Origin of the sequence: Kribbella kalugense (genome assembly GCF_004365875.1) — a bacterium.
Classification (GTDB): domain Bacteria; phylum Actinomycetota; class Actinomycetes; order Propionibacteriales; family Kribbellaceae; genus Kribbella; species Kribbella kalugense.
Window position 1 is genome coordinate 143252 of sequence record NZ_SODF01000004.1, and the last position, 20568, is coordinate 163819.

At 66.7% G+C, this 20568-nt stretch carries 19 protein-coding genes; 11 read left to right on the forward strand and 8 right to left on the reverse strand.

Annotation, left to right across the window (positions count from 1 at the left end; genetic code table 11):
• The first annotated feature begins 58 nt into the window (after nt 1-58).
• The 4 genes from EV650_RS38020 (at nt 59) to EV650_RS38035 (ending at nt 6206) form a co-directional block, all read left to right on the forward strand.
• Nucleotides 59-1102, forward strand: a complete 1044-nt coding sequence (locus EV650_RS38020) for an ABC transporter permease (RefSeq protein WP_238174744.1) — start codon at nt 59-61, stop codon at nt 1100-1102.
• A complete protein-coding gene (locus EV650_RS38025; RefSeq protein ID WP_238174745.1) occupies nt 1099-2010 on the forward strand; it encodes a carbohydrate ABC transporter permease in 912 nt (303 codons plus the stop codon). The genes EV650_RS38020 and EV650_RS38025 overlap by 4 nt, the downstream gene beginning before the upstream one ends.
• A gap of 71 nt (nt 2011-2081) precedes the next feature.
• The gene (locus EV650_RS38030; protein WP_134124087.1) at nt 2082-3617 is read left to right on the forward strand and encodes a type 2 periplasmic-binding domain-containing protein; all 1536 of its coding nucleotides are present in this window, start codon (nt 2082-2084) and stop codon (nt 3615-3617) included.
• Nucleotides 3618-3704: 87 nt separating this feature from the next.
• Complete coding sequence (locus tag EV650_RS38035) at nt 3705-6206, forward strand: DEAD/DEAH box helicase (protein ID WP_134124088.1); 2502 nt, start codon at nt 3705-3707, stop codon at nt 6204-6206.
• Between the two features lie 9 nt (nt 6207-6215).
• Here the strand turns inward: EV650_RS38035 and EV650_RS38040 are convergent, their stop codons facing one another.
• The gene (locus tag EV650_RS38040) at nt 6216-6737 is read right to left on the reverse strand and encodes a DUF4760 domain-containing protein (RefSeq protein WP_439648839.1); all 522 of its coding nucleotides are present in this window, start codon (nt 6735-6737) and stop codon (nt 6216-6218) included.
• A gap of 632 nt (nt 6738-7369) precedes the next feature.
• Here EV650_RS38040 and EV650_RS38045 point away from each other — a divergent pair.
• Nucleotides 7370-8032: a hypothetical protein gene (locus EV650_RS38045; RefSeq protein ID WP_134124090.1), complete on the forward strand. Its 663-nt coding sequence runs from the start codon at nt 7370-7372 to the stop codon at nt 8030-8032.
• A 79-nt stretch (nt 8033-8111) separates the two neighbouring features.
• Here the strand turns inward: EV650_RS38045 and fabV are convergent, their stop codons facing one another.
• Nucleotides 8112-9275, reverse strand: coding sequence for an enoyl-[acyl-carrier-protein] reductase FabV (gene fabV, locus EV650_RS38050; RefSeq protein WP_134124091.1), 1164 nt, complete (start codon nt 9273-9275; stop codon nt 8112-8114).
• 2 nt (nt 9276-9277) lie between these two features.
• Entirely contained in the window at nt 9278-10564 is a 1287-nt protein-coding gene (murA, locus tag EV650_RS38055; RefSeq protein WP_134124092.1) for a UDP-N-acetylglucosamine 1-carboxyvinyltransferase, read from the reverse strand.
• A gap of 49 nt (nt 10565-10613) precedes the next feature.
• Between murA and EV650_RS38060 the strand changes: the two genes are divergently transcribed.
• Nucleotides 10614-11192 (forward strand): cob(I)yrinic acid a,c-diamide adenosyltransferase, encoded by a 579-nt coding sequence (locus EV650_RS38060; RefSeq protein WP_134124093.1) that lies wholly within the window; start codon nt 10614-10616, stop codon nt 11190-11192.
• Here the strand turns inward: EV650_RS38060 and sppA are convergent, their stop codons facing one another.
• The 4 genes from sppA to EV650_RS38080 form a co-directional block, all read right to left on the reverse strand.
• Nucleotides 11193-12845, reverse strand: coding sequence for a signal peptide peptidase SppA (gene sppA, locus EV650_RS38065; RefSeq protein WP_134124094.1), 1653 nt, complete (start codon nt 12843-12845; stop codon nt 11193-11195).
• Nucleotides 12846-12875: 30 nt separating this feature from the next.
• Nucleotides 12876-13985: a CU044_5270 family protein gene (locus EV650_RS38070; RefSeq protein ID WP_134124095.1), complete on the reverse strand. Its 1110-nt coding sequence runs from the start codon at nt 13983-13985 to the stop codon at nt 12876-12878.
• A complete protein-coding gene (locus tag EV650_RS38075; RefSeq protein WP_134124096.1) occupies nt 13982-14596 on the reverse strand; it encodes an RNA polymerase sigma factor in 615 nt (204 codons plus the stop codon). Before EV650_RS38075 ends, EV650_RS38070 begins: the two co-directional genes overlap by 4 nt.
• A 118-nt stretch (nt 14597-14714) precedes the next feature.
• Nucleotides 14715-15038, reverse strand: coding sequence for a hypothetical protein (locus tag EV650_RS38080; RefSeq protein ID WP_238174746.1), 324 nt, complete (start codon nt 15036-15038; stop codon nt 14715-14717).
• Nucleotides 15039-15173: 135 nt separating this feature from the next.
• On the opposite strand from EV650_RS38080, the gene EV650_RS38085 reads away from it, so the two are divergent.
• The 5 genes from EV650_RS38085 to EV650_RS38105 all read left to right on the forward strand — a co-directional run bounded on the left by EV650_RS38085 (nt 15174) and on the right by EV650_RS38105 (nt 20215).
• Nucleotides 15174-15506, forward strand: coding sequence for an STAS domain-containing protein (locus EV650_RS38085; protein ID WP_134124097.1), 333 nt, complete (start codon nt 15174-15176; stop codon nt 15504-15506).
• A gap of 75 nt (nt 15507-15581) precedes the next feature.
• A complete protein-coding gene (locus tag EV650_RS38090) occupies nt 15582-17561 on the forward strand; it encodes a protein meaA (RefSeq protein WP_134124098.1) in 1980 nt (659 codons plus the stop codon).
• A gap of 56 nt (nt 17562-17617) precedes the next feature.
• Nucleotides 17618-18430 (forward strand): aldo/keto reductase, encoded by an 813-nt coding sequence (locus EV650_RS38095; RefSeq protein ID WP_134124099.1) that lies wholly within the window; start codon nt 17618-17620, stop codon nt 18428-18430.
• 4 nt (nt 18431-18434) lie between these two features.
• Nucleotides 18435-19415 (forward strand): Dyp-type peroxidase, encoded by a 981-nt coding sequence (locus EV650_RS38100; RefSeq protein WP_134124100.1) that lies wholly within the window; start codon nt 18435-18437, stop codon nt 19413-19415.
• Nucleotides 19412-20215 (forward strand): family 1 encapsulin nanocompartment shell protein, encoded by an 804-nt coding sequence (locus EV650_RS38105; RefSeq protein ID WP_134124101.1) that lies wholly within the window; start codon nt 19412-19414, stop codon nt 20213-20215. Before EV650_RS38100 ends, EV650_RS38105 begins: the two co-directional genes overlap by 4 nt.
• Here the strand turns inward: EV650_RS38105 and EV650_RS38110 are convergent.
• A complete protein-coding gene (locus tag EV650_RS38110) occupies nt 20212-20562 on the reverse strand; it encodes a DUF488 domain-containing protein (protein ID WP_134124102.1) in 351 nt (116 codons plus the stop codon). The two genes, EV650_RS38105 and EV650_RS38110, sit on opposite strands and share 4 nt — an antisense overlap.
• Nucleotides 20563-20568 lie beyond the last annotated feature (6 nt).

Here is a 20568-nt window from a genome sequence, read left to right on the forward strand (position 1 = left end):
GGGGAACGGAAAGCGCTCTCCGCTGTGGGAGCGACGACAACCACCCAGGGAGTCTCGCGTGGCTCGAACAGATGCAATCAACAGCCTCCAGACCGACCGATCCACACCGGGCGAAGTCGCCGGTGCGGCCGGCTCCGGACCACCGGGCACCGGCATGGACAGTAGGAACGGACCGCGCACAGCAGGTAAGCCGCTGTCCTGGTGGGCGAGGGCCCGGCGGGACAAGGTTTTGTTGCTGATGGCCCTGCCCGGGCTGGTCCTCCTGCTGGTGTTCCACTACCTGCCGCTGCTCGGGAACCTGATCGCGTTCCAGGAGTACCTGCCGTTCGTCCCGTTCGGCCGCAGCGCGTGGGTCGGGCTGGACAACTTCGCGGTGATCTTCAACGGGGACCCGGAGTTCCTGAACGCCCTCAAGAACACGCTGCTGATCACGCTGGTGCAGGTCGTCTTCGTGTTCCCGGCGCCGATCGCTTTGGCGCTGATGCTGAACAGCCTGCTCTCCGAGCGGATCAAGCGGATCGTGCAATCCGTCCTCTACCTGCCGCACTTCCTGTCCTGGGTGATCGTGATCGCGATCTTCCAGCAGCTCCTCGGCGGCAGCGGACTGATCAACAACTTCCTGCGTTCGCACGGGATGGGCACGATCGACTTCCTCGGCAATCCGGACGGCTTCATCGCGCTGCTGACCAGCCAGGTGATCTGGAAGGACACCGGCTGGGGAACGATCCTGTTCCTCGCCGCGCTGACGCAGATCGATCCCGGCCTGTACGAGGCCGCCCGGGTCGACGGCGCCTCCCGCTGGCGGCAGCTGTGGCACGTCACGGTGCCCGGGATCCGCGCGTTGATCATCCTGCTGCTGATCCTCCGGCTCGGCGATTCGCTGACCGTCGGCTTCGAGCAGATCATCCTGCAGCAGAACCTCGTCGGCAGACCGGCGAGTGAAGTGCTCGACACGTACGTCTACAACAACGGCGTACTGGCAGGCCAATGGGGTGTGTCGGCCGCGGTCGGCTTGGTGAAGGGACTTGTTGCCGTCGTCCTGGTGCTCGGCGCCAACAAGATCGCGCACATCTTCGGCGAGGCGGGGGTGTACAAGAAATGAGTACCCAAACCAATGTGTACCGTCAGAAGGGAATCGACGACGGACCGGCGATGTCGTCGCGGGTACTCAAGACCGTCGTACTGGTCGTCTGCTGTGCGGTCGTCGTCATCCCGTTCCTCGGCGTGATCTCGACCAGCATCGCCAGTCAGGAACACGTCACGAACTCTGGTGGGTTCGTGCTCTGGCCGGATGCGCTCAACCTGGACGCGTACAAGTCGATCTTCAACGGCGGCGTCGTCCAGCGGGCGCTGCTGGTGAGTATCGTGATCGCCGCCGGCGGCACGCTGATCAGTCTGGCCGGGTCGACGATGCTGGCCTACTCGCTCAGCCGGCCGGGATCGTTCGGGCAGCGGCCGATCCTGATGATCGTGCTGTTCAGCATCCTGTTCAGCCCGGGCCTGATCCCGAACTACCTGGTGGTGAAGCAGTTCGGGCTGCTCGACTCGCTGTTCGCGCTGATCCTGCCGACGGCGATCAGCGGGTTCAACGTGATCGTGCTCCGCTCGTTCTTCATGGGCATCCCGGAGTCGGTGCTGGACTCGGCCCGGATCGACGGCGCCGGCGACTTCCGGATCTTCTGGTCGATCGTGCTGCCGCTGTCCCGGGCGGTGCTCGCGGTCGTCGGGCTGTTCTACGCGGTCGGGTACTGGAACGCGTTCTTCAACGCGATGCTCTACATCAGCGACACCGCGAAATGGCCGTTGCAGCTGGTACTGCGGACGTACGTCATCAACAACACCGAGCTCAGCAGCGGTGATCTCGGTGGCGCGGCGGCCGATCAGCTGCCGCCGCAGGAGTCGATCCAGATGGCGATCCTGGTGATATCGCTCGTCCCGATCCTGATCGTGTACCCGTTCCTGCAACGGCACTTCGCCAAGGGCATGCTGACCGGGGCGGTGAAGGGATGATGATCAGCAGAAGGAGTCTTCTGGGCGGATCGCTGGCGGCCGCAGCTGTTGGCCTCACCGGGTGCTCAACCGTGACCCGGTCGACGGACATCGCGGCGTTGAACAAGCCGGTCGCGTTGCCGACGTACAAGCGCTTCAACGGACCGAAGCCGGACCTGCCACGGAGCCATCCGTTGATGCCGGACTGCTTCTACCGGTTCCCGGAGCACCCGACGAAGGTGACCAGCGGCGTGCCCGGCAACGGCCAGACCGTCACCGGTACGACGCTGACGTCGAACCCGATCCCGCCGACGGCCGACCGCAACCCGTACTGGCAGGAGCTGAACCGGCGGCTCGGAGCGCCGCTCGAACTCAACATCACCGCGGCCACCGACTACCCGAACAAGTTCGCCACCTCGGTCGCGGGTGACACGCTGGGCGACCTGTTCAACGTCGACAGCGGGTTCGCGTACCTGCCGCAGTTCCTCGAGGCACGGGCGCAGGACCTGACCGAGTACCTGTCCGGGGACGCGATCCTCGAGTACCCGTTCCTGGCGAACGCGCCGCAGGCGTCGTGGCGTGGCTGCGTGTTCTCCGGCGGCATCCGCGCCGTACCGATCCAGCGCGGGATCATGTCGTCGAACACCTTGCTGGTTCGCCAGGACCTGATGGACAAGTTCGGCGTCGAGCTGGGGTCGCTGACGGTCGACAGCCTGCAGCAGGCGGCGAAGGCGGTCACCGACGAGAAGAAGAACCGGTGGGCCTTCGCGGTGCCGCCGACCGCGGCGGTCAGCGCGATGCTCCGGCTGCCGAACGGCTGGGAGGTGCGCGACGGCAAGCTGGTGCAGAGCCGGGAACTGCCGGAGCACAAGGAGATGCTGGCGATCACCCGGCAAATGGTGAAGGACGGCGTGATCCATCCGGACGGGGTCGCCAAGAACAACCAGAAGGTCTGGTTCACCCAGGGGTCGGCGGTGATGACGCAGGACACCTACTCGTCGATCCAGAGCTTCTACCGGCGGGCCACGAACGAGGACTTCAGCATCTCGATCCCGGTTCCGCTGGCCGCCGACGGCAAGGTCGGCCGGGTGCTGCTCGGCGCGCCGAACAACTCGATCGCCGCGATCCGGCCGAGTTCACCCGAGCGGACGAAAACCCTGCTGGGGATCCTGAACTGGTTCGCGGCGCCGTTCGGGACGGAGGAATATCTGTTCCGGAAGTTCGGCCTGCCCGGACGGCACTACACGCTGGACGGCACCGACCCGGTGCTGACCAAGGACGGCGGGAGCGAGGTGTGCCTGGGCGAGTTCCCGATCCAGTACCTCGCCGACGGGCCGTACCCGGCGTACTTCCCCGGCCATCCCGAGGCCGTCGACACGGCGTACGACCACTTCAAGGCGATCCTGACGACAGCGATCACGCCGCCGACGTACGGCCTGTACTCACCCACCCAGTCCACCAAGGGCAAGATCCTCGACACCCGGATGGATTCCCTCACCAAGGACATCCAGCTCGGCCGGGCCGACCTCGACTCCTGGGACGACGCGGTCGCCGACTACCGCAAGTCCGGCGCCGACGCCATCCGCGACGAACTGGAACAAGCCCTGGCCATCAAGGGCGACAAGTAGACCGGCCCGCGTGCGCCGCCGACCCGGGCGGCGCACGCGGCACCCGGCGGACCCTGCCGGTTGGCCGTTCGGGGACAATGGGTGACGATGACGCTGACTGAGCTGCTGCCGGGGACGACCGAGCCTGATGACCTGTACGACGCGTTCGCGCGTTGGGTGGGGGAGCAGGGCATCTCGTTGTACCCGGCTCAGGAAGAGGCGTTGATCGAGGTGATGACCGGATCGAACGTGATCCTGTCGACGCCGACCGGGTCCGGGAAGAGCCTGGTGGCGACCGGTGCGCACTTCGCGGCGCTGGCGTACGGGCAGCGGACGTTCTACACCGCGCCGATCAAGGCCCTGGTGTCGGAGAAGTTCTTCGCGCTGTGTGACGTCTTCGGGGCGGACAAGGTCGGCATGCTGACCGGCGACGCCTCGGTGAACGCCGGCGCGCCGATCATCTGCTGTACGGCGGAAGTCCTGGCCAACATCGCCCTCCGGGAAGGATCGGACGCGGACGTCGGTCAGGTGGTGATGGACGAGTTCCACTTCTACTCCGAGCCGGACCGCGGCTGGGCCTGGCAGGTCCCGCTGCTCGAGCTCCCGAAGGCGCAGTTCGTGCTGATGTCCGCGACCCTCGGTGACGTCGAGCGGTTCAAGATCGATCTCTCCCGAAGGACCGGCCGCCCGACCTCGATCGTCGCGTCCGGCGAACGCCCGGTCCCGCTGGTCTACAAGTACGTCACCACGCCGCTGCACGAGACCCTCACCGAGCTCCTGGTCACCCACCAGTCGCCCGTGTACGTCGTCCACTTCACGCAGGCCTCTGCCCTGGAACGCGCCCAGGCGCTGACCAGCATCAACGTCTGCACGAAGGAGGAGAAGGACAAGATCAAGGAGCTGATCGGGCACTTCCAGTTCAGCTCGGGCTTCGGCAAGACCCTGCAGCGGCTGATCATGCATGGGATCGGGGTCCACCACGCCGGCATGCTGCCGAAGTACCGGCGGCTGGTCGAGCAGCTCGCGCAGGCGGGGTTGCTGAAGGTCATCTGCGGCACCGACACCCTCGGCGTCGGGATCAACGTGCCGATCCGCACCGTCCTGCTGACGGCGTTGAGCAAGTACGACGGACGTCGGCAGCGCATCCTCAAGGCGCGCGAGTTCCACCAGATCGCAGGCCGGGCCGGCCGCGCCGGCTATGACACGTCCGGCACGGTCGTGGTCCAGGCGCCCGATCATGTCGTGGAGAACGTCCGGCTGCTCGCGAAGGCCGGCGACGACCCGAAGAAGCAGCGCCGGGTTCAGCGGAAGAAGCCGCCGGAGGGGTTCGTCACCTGGGGCGAGGACACCTTCGACCGATTGGTCGCCGCCGACCCGGAGCCGCTGCAGTCGAGGATGCGGGTCAGCCACGCGATGCTGCTGAACGTGATCGCCCGCGACGGCGACGCGTTCGCGAGCATGCGGCACCTGCTGCAGGACAACCACGAGGACTCGCGCGCCCAGCTCCGGCTGATCCGCCGCGCGATCCAGATCTACCGGACGCTGCTGACCGCGGGCGTCGTCGAGCGCCTGGACGAGCCCGACGAGAACGGCCGATCACTCCGCCTGACCGTCGATCTGCAGAAGGACTTCAGTCTCAACCAGCCGCTGTCCACGTTCGCGTTGGCCGCGCTGGATCTACTCGACCCTTCAGATCCGCTGTATGCGCTGGACGTGGTGTCGGTGGTCGAGGCGACGCTGGAGGATCCGCGCGCGATCCTGATGGCGCAGCTGCACCACGCCAAGGGCGAGGCCGTGCAAGGGATGAAGGCCGACGGCATCGAGTACGAGGAGCGGATGGAGCTCCTCGAGGACATCAGCTGGCCGAAGCCGCTCGAAGAGTTGCTCGAGGCAACCTTGGAGATGTACCGGCAGACGCATCCGTGGATCGCCGAGGCCGGCCTGTCGCCGAAGTCCGTGGTCCGGGACATGTTCGAGCGGGCGATGACGTTCGGCGAGTTCATCCAGTACTACGGTCTTGCCCGCTCGGAAGGCATCGTCCTGCGCTACCTGAGCGACGCGTACAAGGCGCTCCGGCAGACGGTTCCGCCGGACAAGGTGAACGAGGACCTGACCGACCTGATCGAGTGGCTCGGCGAAGTCGTCCGGCAGACCGACTCCAGTCTGCTCGACGAGTGGGAAGAGCTGACCAACCCCACCGACAAGCCGCAGGCCGAGGTCGTCCCCGCTGGTCCGCGCCGGATCACCTTGAATACAAGGGCTTTCCGGGTGCTCGTCCGCAACGCGATGTTCCGCCGCGTCGAGCTACTCGCACTGCACCGCTGGGCCGAACTAGGTCAACTCGACACCGAATCAGGATGGGACGCCGGCCGCTGGGCCGAGGCGGGTACGGCGTATTACGCCGAGCATGACGTGGTCAACACCGGCCCGGCAGCCCGCGGCCCGGCGCTCTTCATGATCGAAGAACACCCCGGCTACTGGGAAGTCCAGCAGATCATCGACGACCCCGAAGGCAACCACGACTGGCGCATCACCGCCAGCGTCGACCTCACCGCCTCCGACGAAGCCGGCGAATTGGTCCTCGAGCTGTCCTCGTTCAAACCGTTGTAGCCGATCACACTACTTCGCTCGCACCTCGCGACGGAGCGAGCCGGCGGGCCTGAGTCGAACCGTGGCCTGCCGCGGCGGATGTGTCTCGACGAGCGCGGCCAGATACTCGAAGTACCAATGCCACCGCTCCGGGTCCGAGACCTCCCGCAGTCGGCGTTCGCTCGCAACGAGCGGCGCGAGCGCGGACCACATGTCGACCACAGTTCCGCCAAGATTCCCGATGACAGGGTCCGCGTCGATTGCGTCGTACGCGACCATCACGCCCAGAATGTCGTAGAAGCACATCAGGTCGCGGACGGCTTCTCGTTCCGCCGACGGTAGGCCGTCCATTCCGTGGGAGAGGTCCTGATTGCCGAGGTCTCGATACACGTAGCGTCTCGCGTCGGACAGTGGCTTACCGCGATGCTCCCGCAGAACGTCAATCAGCACGCCTGCATGTGACGAGTGCCGATCCTGCTGCAGCTGTCTCACCGCAACCAGGAGCGAGACAACTAACGCCACGCAGGCCACAATCACACTCGCCAGCTCCATCGCTCCCCCTCCTAGCGTGCGTGGCGATGCGGCCGCGGCCACACCCCACCATTCGGTGTGACTATCGGGCGTCAGTCGTACGACGTTACTCAGGACGTTAGCGCCGCTCGCGCAATCGTTTGATGAAATGCACCGTACGGCGCTTCGACTCGTCAACGCGCAATGCACCTGCTACGGTCGGTGCACGGTCAAGGGGTGCCCATGGGGATGGTCGTCGCACTCGGAAGTCTGCTAGTTGCCTGCATAGGAGTTTGGTATGCACGCAGACAGGTGTATCTGAACCACAAATACGTCGCATGGAGCTCAATCAGGTTTGGTCTTGCAAAGACTCCCTTCTGGACCTACACCTACCTGACGCATTCGCGGACGTCATCGTAGGCGCAGAGAATCCTGTAATTGTTGATATCAGCATCGAGTTGCTCGCACCTGCCGAGCCGGATGCGGAGAGCGAAGGTTGGCCGGGTCCAGTGAAGGCTCTTCAACCTCACGAATGCCCAGTGCAAATACATTGTAGCGATGAAAGTAGAATTCTCGCCGTGATCGTCGAGGTTGCCGGCGGATTTGATCACCCAGTGGTTTCGCAGGCTGACACAATCGGAATCAGTGCGCCATGAGTACGCCCGCATGACCCGATGACGATCAGCATCCTCCTGGATGGTCCACCCGACATGAACGTCACTACCACCTGGCCGAACACCAGGGCATGGCTCCATGAGTCGATACAGCTTGCGCAGAAGTATCGATCGAAGGTGCCGCGAGCGACGATCCGCAGTCTGTGGCCGAACCTGCATTCGGATTCGGGAGTCGCGCCTTCGTCGGAGCCTGGCGGGCGCAGACTCAGAGAGCCCGCCACGCTGAGGGGATTCCTGCGAGACCTCTGGAGGCTCATCAAGTTCGCAATCCGCCTGGTCGTGATCGCTTACGTGGGGCTGTCGATCTTCGCCGATACAAGGGACGGCTCCGTTCGCGCAGCAGTTTTGGATATCGATGCCTTCGTGCGCCGGAATAAGAACACCCTTGACGAAGTTTTCAGCACTATCGTCGTCGGAGCCTGCTGCTTCCTGATCCTGTTCTTTCTTGCCCTTGGCGCCAAAGATTGGGATTCGAAACGCCGCACGGCAGTTCCCATCTGGCTCCCTCGAGAACGAGATATCAGACTGTCCGTCGAGGTGTTCTTGCACTCACCGGGTTCCTGGCGCCGACTCAAGAAGGCGCTCGAACACGGACTCGCGAGTCGGACACGGGACACCGCGATTGAGGCCCGCGAAACGCGGCTGCTGAATGATCTGGCTTAGCCGAGACCAGGTTGCAAACACCTGGGGCGATCTGCGGCCCACGGCTCTCTGCGACGCACACCGCAAGATATAGGCGAGGTCATGGCCACTCGACGTCGACCTCGGTCTCGGCTTCGTAGTCCACATCCGGTACGTCGAAGCCGTAGAGGCGGCGTACTTCGCTGAAGAACCAGGCCGTGTCGGCAACCTCGGCGATGTTGGTCGCGCTGGCGGACTGCCATTGGGTTCGGATGGCGGACTGGACGTCGTCGTTGAGTTCCCAGCGGTCGAGGCGGATGCGGCCCTCGTCGTCGAGGTCGAGCGGTGCCTCGCCGGTCAGTTGATCCCACAGCGCGATCGACTGCTCGACCGGCGTCTGCAGGCCGGCCAACTTGTGCAGGATGCTGACGTAGAGGCCGATGCCCGGGATCGCGGACGACGCCTGTGTGACGGCGGCACCGTTCACCGAAGTCATTGCGGTCACGCCGTCCTTGGCCAGCTTCAGCGCGGTCTGCTCGAGGTCGGCCTTGGCCGCGCCGATCGAACCCTGGCGGTAAAGCGGGCCGGTCAGCTCGGAACCGATGTACGTGAGGGCAACGGTGTTGAAGCCAGGCTTGAGCAAGTCACGGTCCTGGAGTGCGGTGATCCACCGCGCCCAGTCCTCGCCGCCCATCACCTTCACGGTCTGGGCGATCTCGTCCTCGGTCGCGACCTCGATCCCGATGTTCTGCAGGACCGGCGCACCGTCGTCGAACGCGAGGCTCTTGGTGGTGTGCGCGGCCCCGATCGCCTTCAACGCCGACTGGTACGTCTCGCCGTTGCGCGGATCCACGCGGCGCGGCGCGGCGACGCTGTAGATCAGGTGGTCGATCCCGCCGAGCTGCTCGGCGACCAGGTCGAGCACCTCGTCCTTCGTGGTGTCCGCGAACGCGTCCGCGTTCACGAAGCTCCACGAGCGACCGAGCTCGGCGGCCAATGCGGCCGTCTCCGCGGTGCGGTACCAACCGGCGGTCGCAGTACGACGAGCCGTCGCAGCCTTCTCGAAGCAGACGCCGATCCCATCGATCCCGTATCGCGCGAGACCGGCGATCGTCGTCGCGAGGCCGTAGCCCGAGCTGGACCCGATCACGAGAGCCGTACAGCGCTCCGGCGTACGTTGCTCCACCTGCCCGGCCATGTTCCGCACGATCCGGGCACATCCGGCCGGATGCGAGTCCAGGAACAGGAATCCACGGCCTACGGGCTTGACCACACGCTGCGTCATCGTCAGTTCCAATACATCTCGGCGTCGTCGGGCTCGACCACTACGTCGGCTCCGAGGCGGCGGAGGTTGCCGGCGAAATCGGTGTACCCGCGGTGCACGTGATGCGCGGCCGACACCAGCGTCTCGCCCTCAGCAGCGAGACCGGCGAGGACCAGAGCAGCGCCGGCGCGGATGTCGGAGGCGACCACAGGTGCACCGGACAGCCGCGGTACGCCGCGAACCACCGCGTGATGCCCGTCGGTCTGAATCTGCGCCCCCAACCGGGTCAGCTCCTGCGCGAACGTGAACCGGCCCTCGAACAGGTTCTCCGTCACCATCGCGGCGCCGTCGCTCAGCGCGTTGAGCGCGATCACGAACGCCTGCAGATCGGTGGCGAAACCGGGGTAGGGGAGCGTGACGACATCCACCGGCTTCGGCCGGTCGTGCATACGAACCCGGAAACCAGGGTTCAGCACGGTGATCTCCGCGCCGGCCTTGTGGAGCTTGTCGAGCGGCAGCTCCAGATGCTCTGCGTGCCCGTTCGCGATCGTGATGTCACCCTTGGTGATAGCAGCCGCGAACGCCCAGCTCCCGGACACGATCCGGTCCGGAACCACGGTGTGGTCGACCGGATTCAGCAGCCCGTCCACCCCGGTGATCTCGATCCGCGGTGAGCCGGCGCCGTCGATCTGGGCGCCCATCTCGACCAGCATCTTCGCGATGTCCTGGATCTCCGGCTCGCGGGCGGCGTTCTCGATGATCGTCGTACCCTTCGCGAGCACTGACGCCATCATGATCGTCTCGGTCGCGCCGACGCTCGGGAAGTCCAGCCAGACCTCGGCGCCGTGCAGTCCCTGCGGGGCCTCGGCGATGACGAAACCGTGCTCGATGTGCACCTTCGCGCCCATCGCCTCCAGCCCGGCGACGTGCATGTTCAGCCCGCGGGAGCCGATGTTGTCGCCACCCGGCAGCGCGACCTCCGCCTGACCGCAGCGGGCCAGCAGCGGACCGAGCACCGAGATCGACGCGCGCAGCTTGCGGACCAGGTCGTAGTCGCACTGGTGTCTGATCGAGCCCGGTACGGCGATCGTCGCGAGCCGCCCGTCCGCGTCCACCTTGACCGAGCACCCGAGGGTGTCCAGCAGTTGGGCCATGAACGTGACGTCGAGAATGCCCGGCACCTGCCGCAGCGTCGTCGTACCCTCCGCCAATAGCGCAGCCGCCATCAGCTTGAGCACACTGTTCTTCGCCCCGGCCACCTCGACAGTGCCGTCGAGCCGTGCCTCACCCGCGATCCGAAACCGTTCCACCGGTCGACTGTAGCGTTTGACGGTAGCGGCCTTTGCGTAGAGTCCTGGCATGGCTGTGAACTTGACGCGGATCTACACGCGCACCGGTGACGCCGGCGAGACCCGCCTGGGCGACAATTCAACGACCTCGAAGACGGATCCGAGGCTGGCGGCGTACGGCGAGGTGGACGAGGCGAACTCCGCGATCGGTGTGGCCATCGCGGCCGGGCACATGAACAGCGCGATCGTGGTGCTGCTGACCCGGATCCAGAACGACCTCTTCGACGTCGGCGCCGACCTGTGCAACCCGATCGCGCCCGACCCGGAGTACCCGCCGCTGCGAATCACCCAGGACTACATCGATCGGCTCGAGGGCTGGTGCGACGATTACAACGGTCGTTTGACCAAGCTCCGCTCGTTCATCCTGCCCGGCGGCACCGAGGGCGCCGCGTACCTGAACGTCGCCCGTACCGTCGTCCGTCGCGCAGAGCGAGCCGGCTGGGCCGCCGTCGAAGCGCACGGCCCGTCCGTGAACCTGCTCGCGATCACGTACCTCAACCGGCTGTCCGACCTGCTGTTCATCCTCGGCCGCGTCGCCAACCTGTCCTCCGGCGGCGACGTCCTCTGGGTGCCGGGCGGCGAGCGCTAGCTAGCTGATCTCCCAGTTGAAGGCCATCCGCAGTACGCCGGCCGGTGGCAGGCCGAGCGCGCTGTAGAGACCGGTGGTGAGGCCGTCGAGTGTCAGCGGTGAAGCGCTGACAGCCAGGTCGTCCGTCGTTGTGGGCGCCCGCAGCTGGCTGAGCAGGTTGCGGTGCGGGGCCGCGATCACACCGATCTCGTCGCGATCCAGACCGGCCCGGTTGCAGGCGAGCGTCAGCGCGTGCTGGAAGCCGCCGAGCTCGTCGACAAGCTTGTGGCCGTGCGCGTCGGCACCGGTCCACACGCGTCCACGAGCGAGCGCCTCGAGGCGTTCCTCAGGCAGACCGCGGTCCTGCGCGGCCTTGGCGACGAAGTCCTTGTAGATACGGTCGAGCGTCTCCTCCAGCCGCGCCCACTGGTCGTCGGTGAACTCCTCCTGCGCCGAGTACATCTGCGCGTTCGCGCCCTCGGAGACGACGTCCCGCGAGATCCCGATCCGGCCCATCGCGTCCCGTATGACGCCCTTCCCGGTCAGTACGCCGATCGACCCGGTGATGGTGCCGGGCTGCGCGACGATCACATCGGCCGGCATCGCGACGAAGTACCCGCCGGACGCGGCCACGCCGCCCATCGACGCGATCACGGGCCGTCCGGTCGAGCGGAGCCGCAGTACCTCGTTGCGGATCGCGTCAGAGGCGACGTACGAGCCGCCTGGGCTGTCAACGCGCAGTACTACGGCCTTCACGTGCTCGTTCTCCGCGACGGCACGCAGTGCGGCGCCGACGGTGTCGGAACCGGACCCTGGACCGCCCATCGGGCTGTTGGAGTTGCGGCCGACCGAGATGCCACCCGTCACTCGCACTACTGCTACCAGCGGCTTCTGCGGCCAGGGGAGTGTCTTGCGTAGCTCGTGGAGAGTCCGCGGACCACGCCGGATGTACCGCTCGGCCAGCAGCCTGTCGTCGTACTGGAGCTGCTTCTCCAGCTCGTCGTACACATCCGACCGATAGCCGAGCCGATCGACCAGACCGGCGTCCAGGCCGGCCTGTGCGTGCAGTGGCGCGCTGTCGACGAGCTCGCGGATCCGAGCGGTGTCCAGACGCCGCCGTACCGCGATGCCCTCGACAATCTGCTCGTACGCCGACGCCGCGAGCCGGGACGCCATTTCGCGGGCCGGTGCGGTCATCTCCTTCTCGGTGAACGTGTCGGCCGCCGTCTTGTACTCACGCCGCTTGCCGAACTGCGGGATCACGCCCGCCTTGTCCAGCGCACCGCGGATGAAGACCGCCTGCACCGACACACCGGTGATGGCCAGATCACCGGACGGCTGCAGCCAGATCTCGTCGAACGCCGTGGCCAGGTAGTACGCGACGGTGCCCTGGCCGCTCTCACCGAACGACTCGGTCCAGGCGACAGCCGACTTGCCCGACGTACGGAAGTCGGCCACCGCCTCACGCAGCTCCTGCACCTGCGCCAGCGACAACCGCTGACCGCCCAGGTGGGCGACCACGCCGACGACCGAGTCGTCCCGCGCGCCCTTCCGCAAGGCAGACACCAGTTCGCGCAGCGTCGGCAGATGACGGGCCCGAAAGGCCGCCACCGGAGAGGCAGGCGGCGTCTCGAGAACACCACGGGTCAGATCCAGTTCCAGGAGAGTCCCCATACTCCGACCCTAGACGCTGGACCCAACCGGTCAACGGATGGCGGCGGAGGGCGGTGTCGGCTTGTCGTCGGTCCAGCCGGACTCGAGGACGACGGTCGAGCCGGGCTTCGGGCCGCCGATCGTGGAGCTGAGCAGGCGGCCGGTGGCGGGATCGATGATGTACGTCGCACCGCTCCAGAGCATGCTGGTCCGGGTATCGCCGGGCTTGTTCGGCCCGGCGGTGATGCTGACCTCGGTGCCGCGGCGGCCGAGTGGGTCCTTCACGCCGGTGCGGATGTGTGTGCCCGGTAGGGCGGCGAGGACGCGGAGTGCGGCGCCGCGGAGCTTCGGCGGTGCCGGCATCTCGAACAGGAGCCGTCCGGCTGCGGCGAAAACGTCGTACTCGCGGTCGGCTGCAGGTACGCCCTTGGAGAGGTAGGCGCGGAGCTTGACCGGATCGGTGGGGAGTGCCGCGATCTGCTCGGCGCTCAGGGGCTTGTCGCCGGTCAGGTAGTACCCGGGCGGGACGTCCTGGAACGACATCTTGTTCACCACAGGTACGCCGTCCTCGGTGCTGATCGGAGTGCGCTCGTACGACAGCTGCCAGGACGTCGGCGACCCCTGTGCCCGCCACTTCAGCGCGTCGTTCGCAGTGGCCGGCCGATAGCCCAGATTCACCCATCCGAACCAGGACTCCACTCCTGGCTTCATCGGCATCCAGCTCTCGGTGATCGACCGCCGTTCCAGCGTGTACTTCGGGTTGCCCACTCGCGTCGTCGGACTCACCTGGAGGCTCCGCACCCGGAAGTACTTGCCCGACACCTTCTCGTCCTTCTCCTGTCGCACGGCCACCGCGATGAGGACCTCGGCCGCAGCCGTCAACCGCGGCGCAGTAGTAGTCGTCGGTCCACTCGGCACCGCTCCACCACTGCCACCTCGGCCCACCACCAACGCACCACCCAACCCGACCACAGCCACCAGAGCAGTAGCCGCGGTAACGGCTGTCCCCATCCACCCCGCGCGTACGAACGTCTTGAAAGACTTGGCCGGCCTGGCGTCGTGGATCAGCTCTGTGACCTGGCGGCGGGCGGCCTCGGTCGCCTCCGGGGTCGGACCGTCGGTTTCCGGGAACGCCTTCCGGAGGGCGTCGAACTCGTTCATGACGGCTCTTCCGTGGGGTTGGTGACAGCCGCCCGGACCACCCGACGCGCCCGCGACAAGCGCGAGCACACCGTCCCGTACGCGATCCCGAGGGCCGCCGCCACCTCGTCGTACGTCAGTTGGCCGAGCGCCACCAGCAGCAGGACCTCCCGGTCCTTCGCGTTCAGCTTCGCCAACGCAGCCGCCAGCTCACGTGAAGCCCCTTGCGCAGTCACTTGGGCAGCGACTCGATCTTCATGCGCCGCGACCGGGACCGGTAACGGCAGCTTGGCTGTCGCCCGCCACGCCCGTACTTCGTCTCGTCGGTGACGGCGGATCAGGTTCGTCGCGATCCCGTACAGCCACGCCCGCACCACCCCGCTCCGCCGGTCGAACCGCTCCCGCTGCCGGAACGCGATCAGGAACGTCTCCGCGGCCAGATCGTCCGCGATGTCGCTGCCCAGCCGGCGAGCGACGTACGAATGCACCTGACCGAAGTACCGGTCGAAGATCAGCGCGAACCGTTCCGGCTCTTCAACCGACGCCTCCAGCACCCGCCCGTCTTCATCAGCGGGTACGGCGGCGTCATGCCGCACCCGACCGGGGAATGTTAGGGCCACCTCGGGCGCCATGGGCCTCCTCGCCGACTCACCCTCTTCTTGTCCGATGTCCCCAGACCCCTTCTCGCGACCCCGTCGACCGGTGAGAGGACGCACGAGAGCGCTCTCCGGAGGACACGTTGCCGAGAATTCAGGAAGGGTCGAGCAGACCGCGGGCGGCGGCCTCGTCGTGGGGCCAGACGTAGATGGTCCAGCCGTCGTTGGTCCGGGCCGCGGTCGCCTTGATACCGAAGTCCTTGAGCCGCGACACGAGTACGCGGGCGTCGTTGTAGTTCGGCACGGTGCGGATGTCGGTCAGCAGCCCGAACGCGTCCCGCTCGGCCGGGCGATGGTCAACCCGGCGTACCAGCGACCCGCCCTTCGCCTTCGAGAAGGCCCAGCGGCAGAGCAGCACCATCACGCCGGCCAGGGCGATGGCCACCACCGGGAACAGGAAGTACTCCTCGGCGAACACAGACACTATTGTCTCGCGAAACAAAAGATCGCGAACTCTTGGCAACCTTCCGTGTCTCCGGGGAGTCTTTACCAACACAGACGCTGTCACGCGGCCGATCACTCGGGGGCCGCCGAAAGAGCGGAGGGCACGGACATGCACGTACCGACCCATGAGTACTCGGCCCAACCAGACAACGTGGTTCATCTGACGGGCATCCTGGACGTGCGCTCGGTGGGCGACGTCCGTCAAACCCTCAACGACCTCATTGACACGTCCGACGGGGACGTGATCGTTGACCTGGAAGCAGTCGACGCGGTCGATGCGACGGGTCTCGGTCTGCTGGTCGCGACCCATCGTCGTACCCAGCTCCTCGGCCGTCAGCTCGTGCTCTGGCACCCGCTGCCATCGGTCGTCCGGATCCTCGCCGTCACCCGCCTGCACCGAGTCCTGAAGGTGGAGCGCACCCCGCTGCCCATCAGCGCGTAAGTGTGACCCACACCCCTGGTGACACCAGTCACGAGAGGCAGACTCACAAGGGCACACAGTCCTACTCTCGGGTACATGGCGACCGACAGGGATCGACCGTGGGTGATGCGGACGTACGCGGGCCACTCGTCCGCGGCTGAGTCGAACGCGTTGTTCCGACGGAACCTGGCCAAGGGCCAGACCGGACTCTCGGTCGCGTTCGATCTGCCGACCCAGACCGGGTACGACGCCGACCACCCGCTGGCCAAGGGCGAGGTCGGGAAGGTCGGCGTACCGGTCGCGCATCTGGGTGACGTACGGGCGCTGTTCGACCAGATCCCGCTCGCGCAGATGAACACGTCGATGACGATCAACGCGACCGCGATGTGGTTGCTCGCGTTGTACCAGGTCGCGGCGCAGGAGCAGGGTGCGCTCCCGGACGAGCTGACCGGTACGACGCAGAACGACATCGTGAAGGAGTACCTGTCTCGCGGTACGTACGCCTTCCCGCCGGATGCGTCGTTGCGGCTGACGACCGACGTGATCGCGTACACGGTGGCGCACATGCCGAAGTGGAATCCGATCAACATCTGCAGCTACCACTTGCAGGAGGCGGGGGCGACGCCGGTGCAGGAGCTGGCGTTCGCGCTGTCGACGGCGATCGCCGTACTCGATCGGGTCCGGGACGGCGGGCAGGTGCCGCCGGAGCGGTTCGATGACGTCGTACAGCGGATCTCGTTCTTCGTGAACGCCGGCGTGCGGTTCGTCGAGGAGACGTGCAAGATGCGCGCTTTCGTGTCGTTGTGGGATTCGTTGACGCTGGAGCGGTACGGCGTGACCGATCCGAAGGCTCGAAGGCTTCGGTACGGCGTGCAGGTGAACTCGCTCGGGTTGACCGAGGCGCAGCCGGAGAACAACGTGCAGCGGATCGTGCTCGAGATGCTCGGGGTCACGCTGTCGAAGAACGCGCGGGCGCGGGCGGTGCAGTTGCCGGCCTGGAACGAGGCGCTCGGACTGCCGCGGCCGTGGGACCAGCAGTGGTCGCTGCGGATGCAGCAGGTCCTTGCTTATGAGAGCGACCTGCTCGAGTACGACGACATCTTCGACGGATCGCACGTGATCGAGGCCAAGGTCGCCTCGCTGGTCGACGGTGCCCGGGAGGAGATCGACCGGGTGCAGGCGATGGGCGGCGCGGTCGCGGCGGTCGAGAGCGGGTACCTGAAGCAGGCGCTCGTCGCGTCGCATGCCGAACGCCGCCAGCGGATCGAGTCCGGCGAGCAGGTCGTGGTCGGGGTGAACCGGTTCGAGAACACCGAGCCGTCGCCGCTGACGGCCGACCTCGACACGGCCATCCAGACCGTCGACCCGGCCGCCGAATCCGCCGCTCTGGAGTCGCTGAGCAAGTGGCGCATCGACCGCGACGGTGCGGCCGTCGATACCGCGCTGGCGAAGCTGCGTGCGACCGCCAAGACGACCGACAACCTGATGCCGGTCACTCTCGAGTGCGCTCGTGCCGGGGTGACTACGGGGGAGTGGGCGGGCGTGCTGCGGGAGATGTACGGCGAATACCGCGCCCCGACCGGCGTTTCCGGGTCGGTCGGTGTCTCGGCGGGCGGTGCCGAGATCGCGGCCGTCCGCTCGAAGGTCGCCGAGACGTCCGCTGAGCTCGGTGGTCGACTGCGGCTCCTGGTCGGCAAACCGGGTCTCGATGGCCACTCCAACGGCGCCGAACAGGTCGCTGTGCGTGCACGTGACGTCGGCTTCGAGGTCATCTACCAGGGCATCCGCCTGACCCCCGAGCAGATCGTCGCGGCCGCGGTCGCCGAGGACGTCCACTGCGTAGGCCTGTCGATTTTGTCGGGCTCCCACATGGAACTCGTACCTCAGGTAGTCGAGGGCCTCCGCGAAGCCGGCCTGGAAGACGTCCCCGTCGTTGTCGGCGGTATCGTCCCCGACGCCGACGCCAAATCCCTCCTCGCCGCGGGCGTGGCCGCCATCTACACCCCCAAGGACTACGACCTCACCGGCATGATGTCCGACGTAGTAGACGTAATCCGCCAAGCCAACAAGCTGTAGCCCCTGCGCGCCCCCGACCGCCTCGTGGTTTCGCCCGGGCGTGGTAGAAGAGGTACATGAACACTCGAGTGCTCTCCAACGGAACTGAGATCCCGGTGCTTGGACTTGGGGTCTGGCAGGTGGATGACGGGGTGGAAACCGAGCAGTCCGTGACCTGGGCTCTGGAGACCGGGTATCGGCTGATCGACACCGCGCAGGCCTACGGGAACGAGGTCAGTGTCGGGAAGGCGATCCGCGAGAGCGGGATTCCGCGGGAGGAGATCTTCCTGACGACCAAGTTCTACCCGGGTGGGAAGGACGCGCGGGTCGAGGCGGAGAAGAGTCTCGAGCGGCTCGGTACGGAGTACCTCGATCTGTACCTGATCCACTGGCCGCAGGGTGGTCCGACCTGGGCCTGGCCGGGGATGGAGGCCGCCGTCGAGGCCGGCCTGACCAAGGGCATCGGCATCTCCAACTTCAGCGCCACCGAACTCCAGGAGCTCGGCAAGATCGCCCAGATCCAGCCGGCCGTGAACCAGATCCAGTTCAGCCCGTTCGAGTACCGCAAGGCCCTGGTCGAGGCCTGCGAAGAGGCGAACGTCGTCGCGCAGGCCTACAGCCCGCTCGGCACCGGCCGCCACCTCGGCGACCCGGTCGTTGCGCGGATCGCCGAGGCCACCGGCAAAACGCCGGCGCAGGTCCTGATCCGCTGGGCGATCCAGAAGGGCCTCTCGGTCATCCCGAAGTCCACTCACCAGAACCGGATCGTCGAGAACTTCGACGTCTTCGACTTCGAGCTGGACGACGCCGCGGTCGCCGACCTGGACGGCCTCGACAAGACCCACGGAACCGCCGACGCGCTCTCGCAAAGCGGCAAGTGGTGGTCGTGAACACATGACTCAGGAGGTACTGCGTCAGCCGGCGGAGGCAGCGATCTTCCTGGTGCTCGACGTACGTCCTGGATCCGAAGCGACCGCGCGGGACCTGCTGGCGGACATCGCCGGCCTGACCCGCGCGGTCGGTTTCCGCGCGCCGGAGGACGAGCTGAGCTGCGTCGTCGGCATCGGCGCGTCCCTGTGGAGCCGGCTCTATCGCTCGTCCGCTCCGCGCGAGCTGCACCCGTTTCGCAGCCTGTCCGGCGCCAGACACTCCGCTCCGGCGACGCATGGCGACCTGCTCTTCCACCTCCGTGCCCGCCGGCTCGATCTGTGCTTCGAGCTCGCCCGCCACGTGATGACCAGGCTCGCCGGACACGTCAAGGTCCTCGACGAAGTACAGGGCTTCCGGTACTTCGATGAGCGCGACCTGCTCGGATTCGTCGACGGCACCGAGAACCCGACCGGCCCCAAGGCGGTCGCCGCGATCACGGTCGGCGACGAGGACCCGGCGTACGCCGGCGGCAGCTACGTCGTCGTACAGAAGTATCTGCACGACCTCGACGCCTGGCAGGCGCTGCCGGTCGCCGAGCAGGAGCGTGTGATCGGGCGGTCGAAGCTCGACGACATCGAGATGACGGACGCGGTCAAGCCGGCCAACTCGCACGTGGCGGCGAACACGATCGTCGACCCGGACGGCACCGAGCGGCAGATCGTCCGCGAGAACATGGCCTTCGGCTCACCCGGGGCGGCCGAGTTCGGCACCTACTTCATCGGGTACGCCGCGACACCGGACGTGATCGAACGGATGCTGCTGCGGATGTTCATCGGTGCGCCGCCGGGCAACTACGACCGGATCCTTGACTTCTCGACCGCGGTGACCGGCAGTCTGTTCTTCGTGCCGACCGCGGAGTTCCTCGAAGACCCGTCGCCCGCAACCGCCACGAACAGTCCGGATGGATCGCTGGGAATCGGCAGCCTCAAAAGGAGTCGGACATGACGAACAACCTGCACCGCGAACTGGCTCCGGTCTCGGACGCCGCGTGGGGCGAGATCGAGCAGGAAGCACGCCGTACCTTCACCCGCGACATCGCAGGCCGGCGCGTGGTCGACCTGGTCGGCCCGTCCGGACCGGAACTGTCCTCGGTCGGGACCGGGCACCTGGAGACCGTCGAGGCGCCGGGCGAGGGTGTGATCGCGCACCGTCGGCTGTCCCAGCCGGTCATCGAGTTGCGCGTTCCGTTCACTGTCACCCGGCAGGCCGTCGATGACGTGGAGCGCGGCGCGAAGGACTCCGACTGGCAGCCGGTGAAGGACGCCGCGAAGCAGATCGCGTTCGCCGAGGACCATTTGGTATTCCACGGTTCGGATGCCGCCGGGATCCAGGGCCTCGCGCCGAGCACCTCGAATCCCGTACTCGCGCTGCCCGCCGAGCCGAAGGACCTGCCGGACTCCGTTGCCCACGCGTTGCAGGCCTTGCGGCTGGCCGGTGTGGACGGACCGTACAGCCTGCTGCTGTCCGCCGACGTGTACACCGCGGTCGCGGAGACGACGGACCATGGTTACCCGATCCGGGATCACCTCGCCCGGCTGGTCGGCGACGGCGAGATCATCTGGGCGCCGGCCCTCGAGGGTGCGCTGCTGGTGTCGACGCGCGGCGGTGACTACGAGCTGCACCTCGGTCAGGACCTGTCGATCGGGTACCTGTCCCACGACGGCGACACCGTCGAGCTGTACCTGCAGGAGTCGCTGACCTTCCTGGCACTCACCGCAGAGTCCAGCGTCGTCCTGCGCGGTTAGCCTTCGAGCAGTCCGGCGAGTACGGCGGCTTGGCTGATCGCGAAGTCCTTGGTCGCGGTCAGCAGGGTCAGTGTGCCGTTCCCGGCGAGCTCAGACAGGTGGCTGAATGCCGCGGCGCGGATCGGATCCTCGAGCTCGCCGCGGTACCGGCGCGCGAACTCGTCGTACCGCGTGGGGTCGTGCCCGTACCACTCCCGCAGCTCGGTGGACGGGGCAACGTCCTTGCACCACTCGTCGATCCGCGCCTTCGACCTGCTGAGCCCGCGCGGCCACAGCCGATCGACCAGCACCCGCTGCCCGCCGTCGTCCTCCAGCGGGTCGTAGACCCGCAGAACCCGAACCGCCATTCAGCC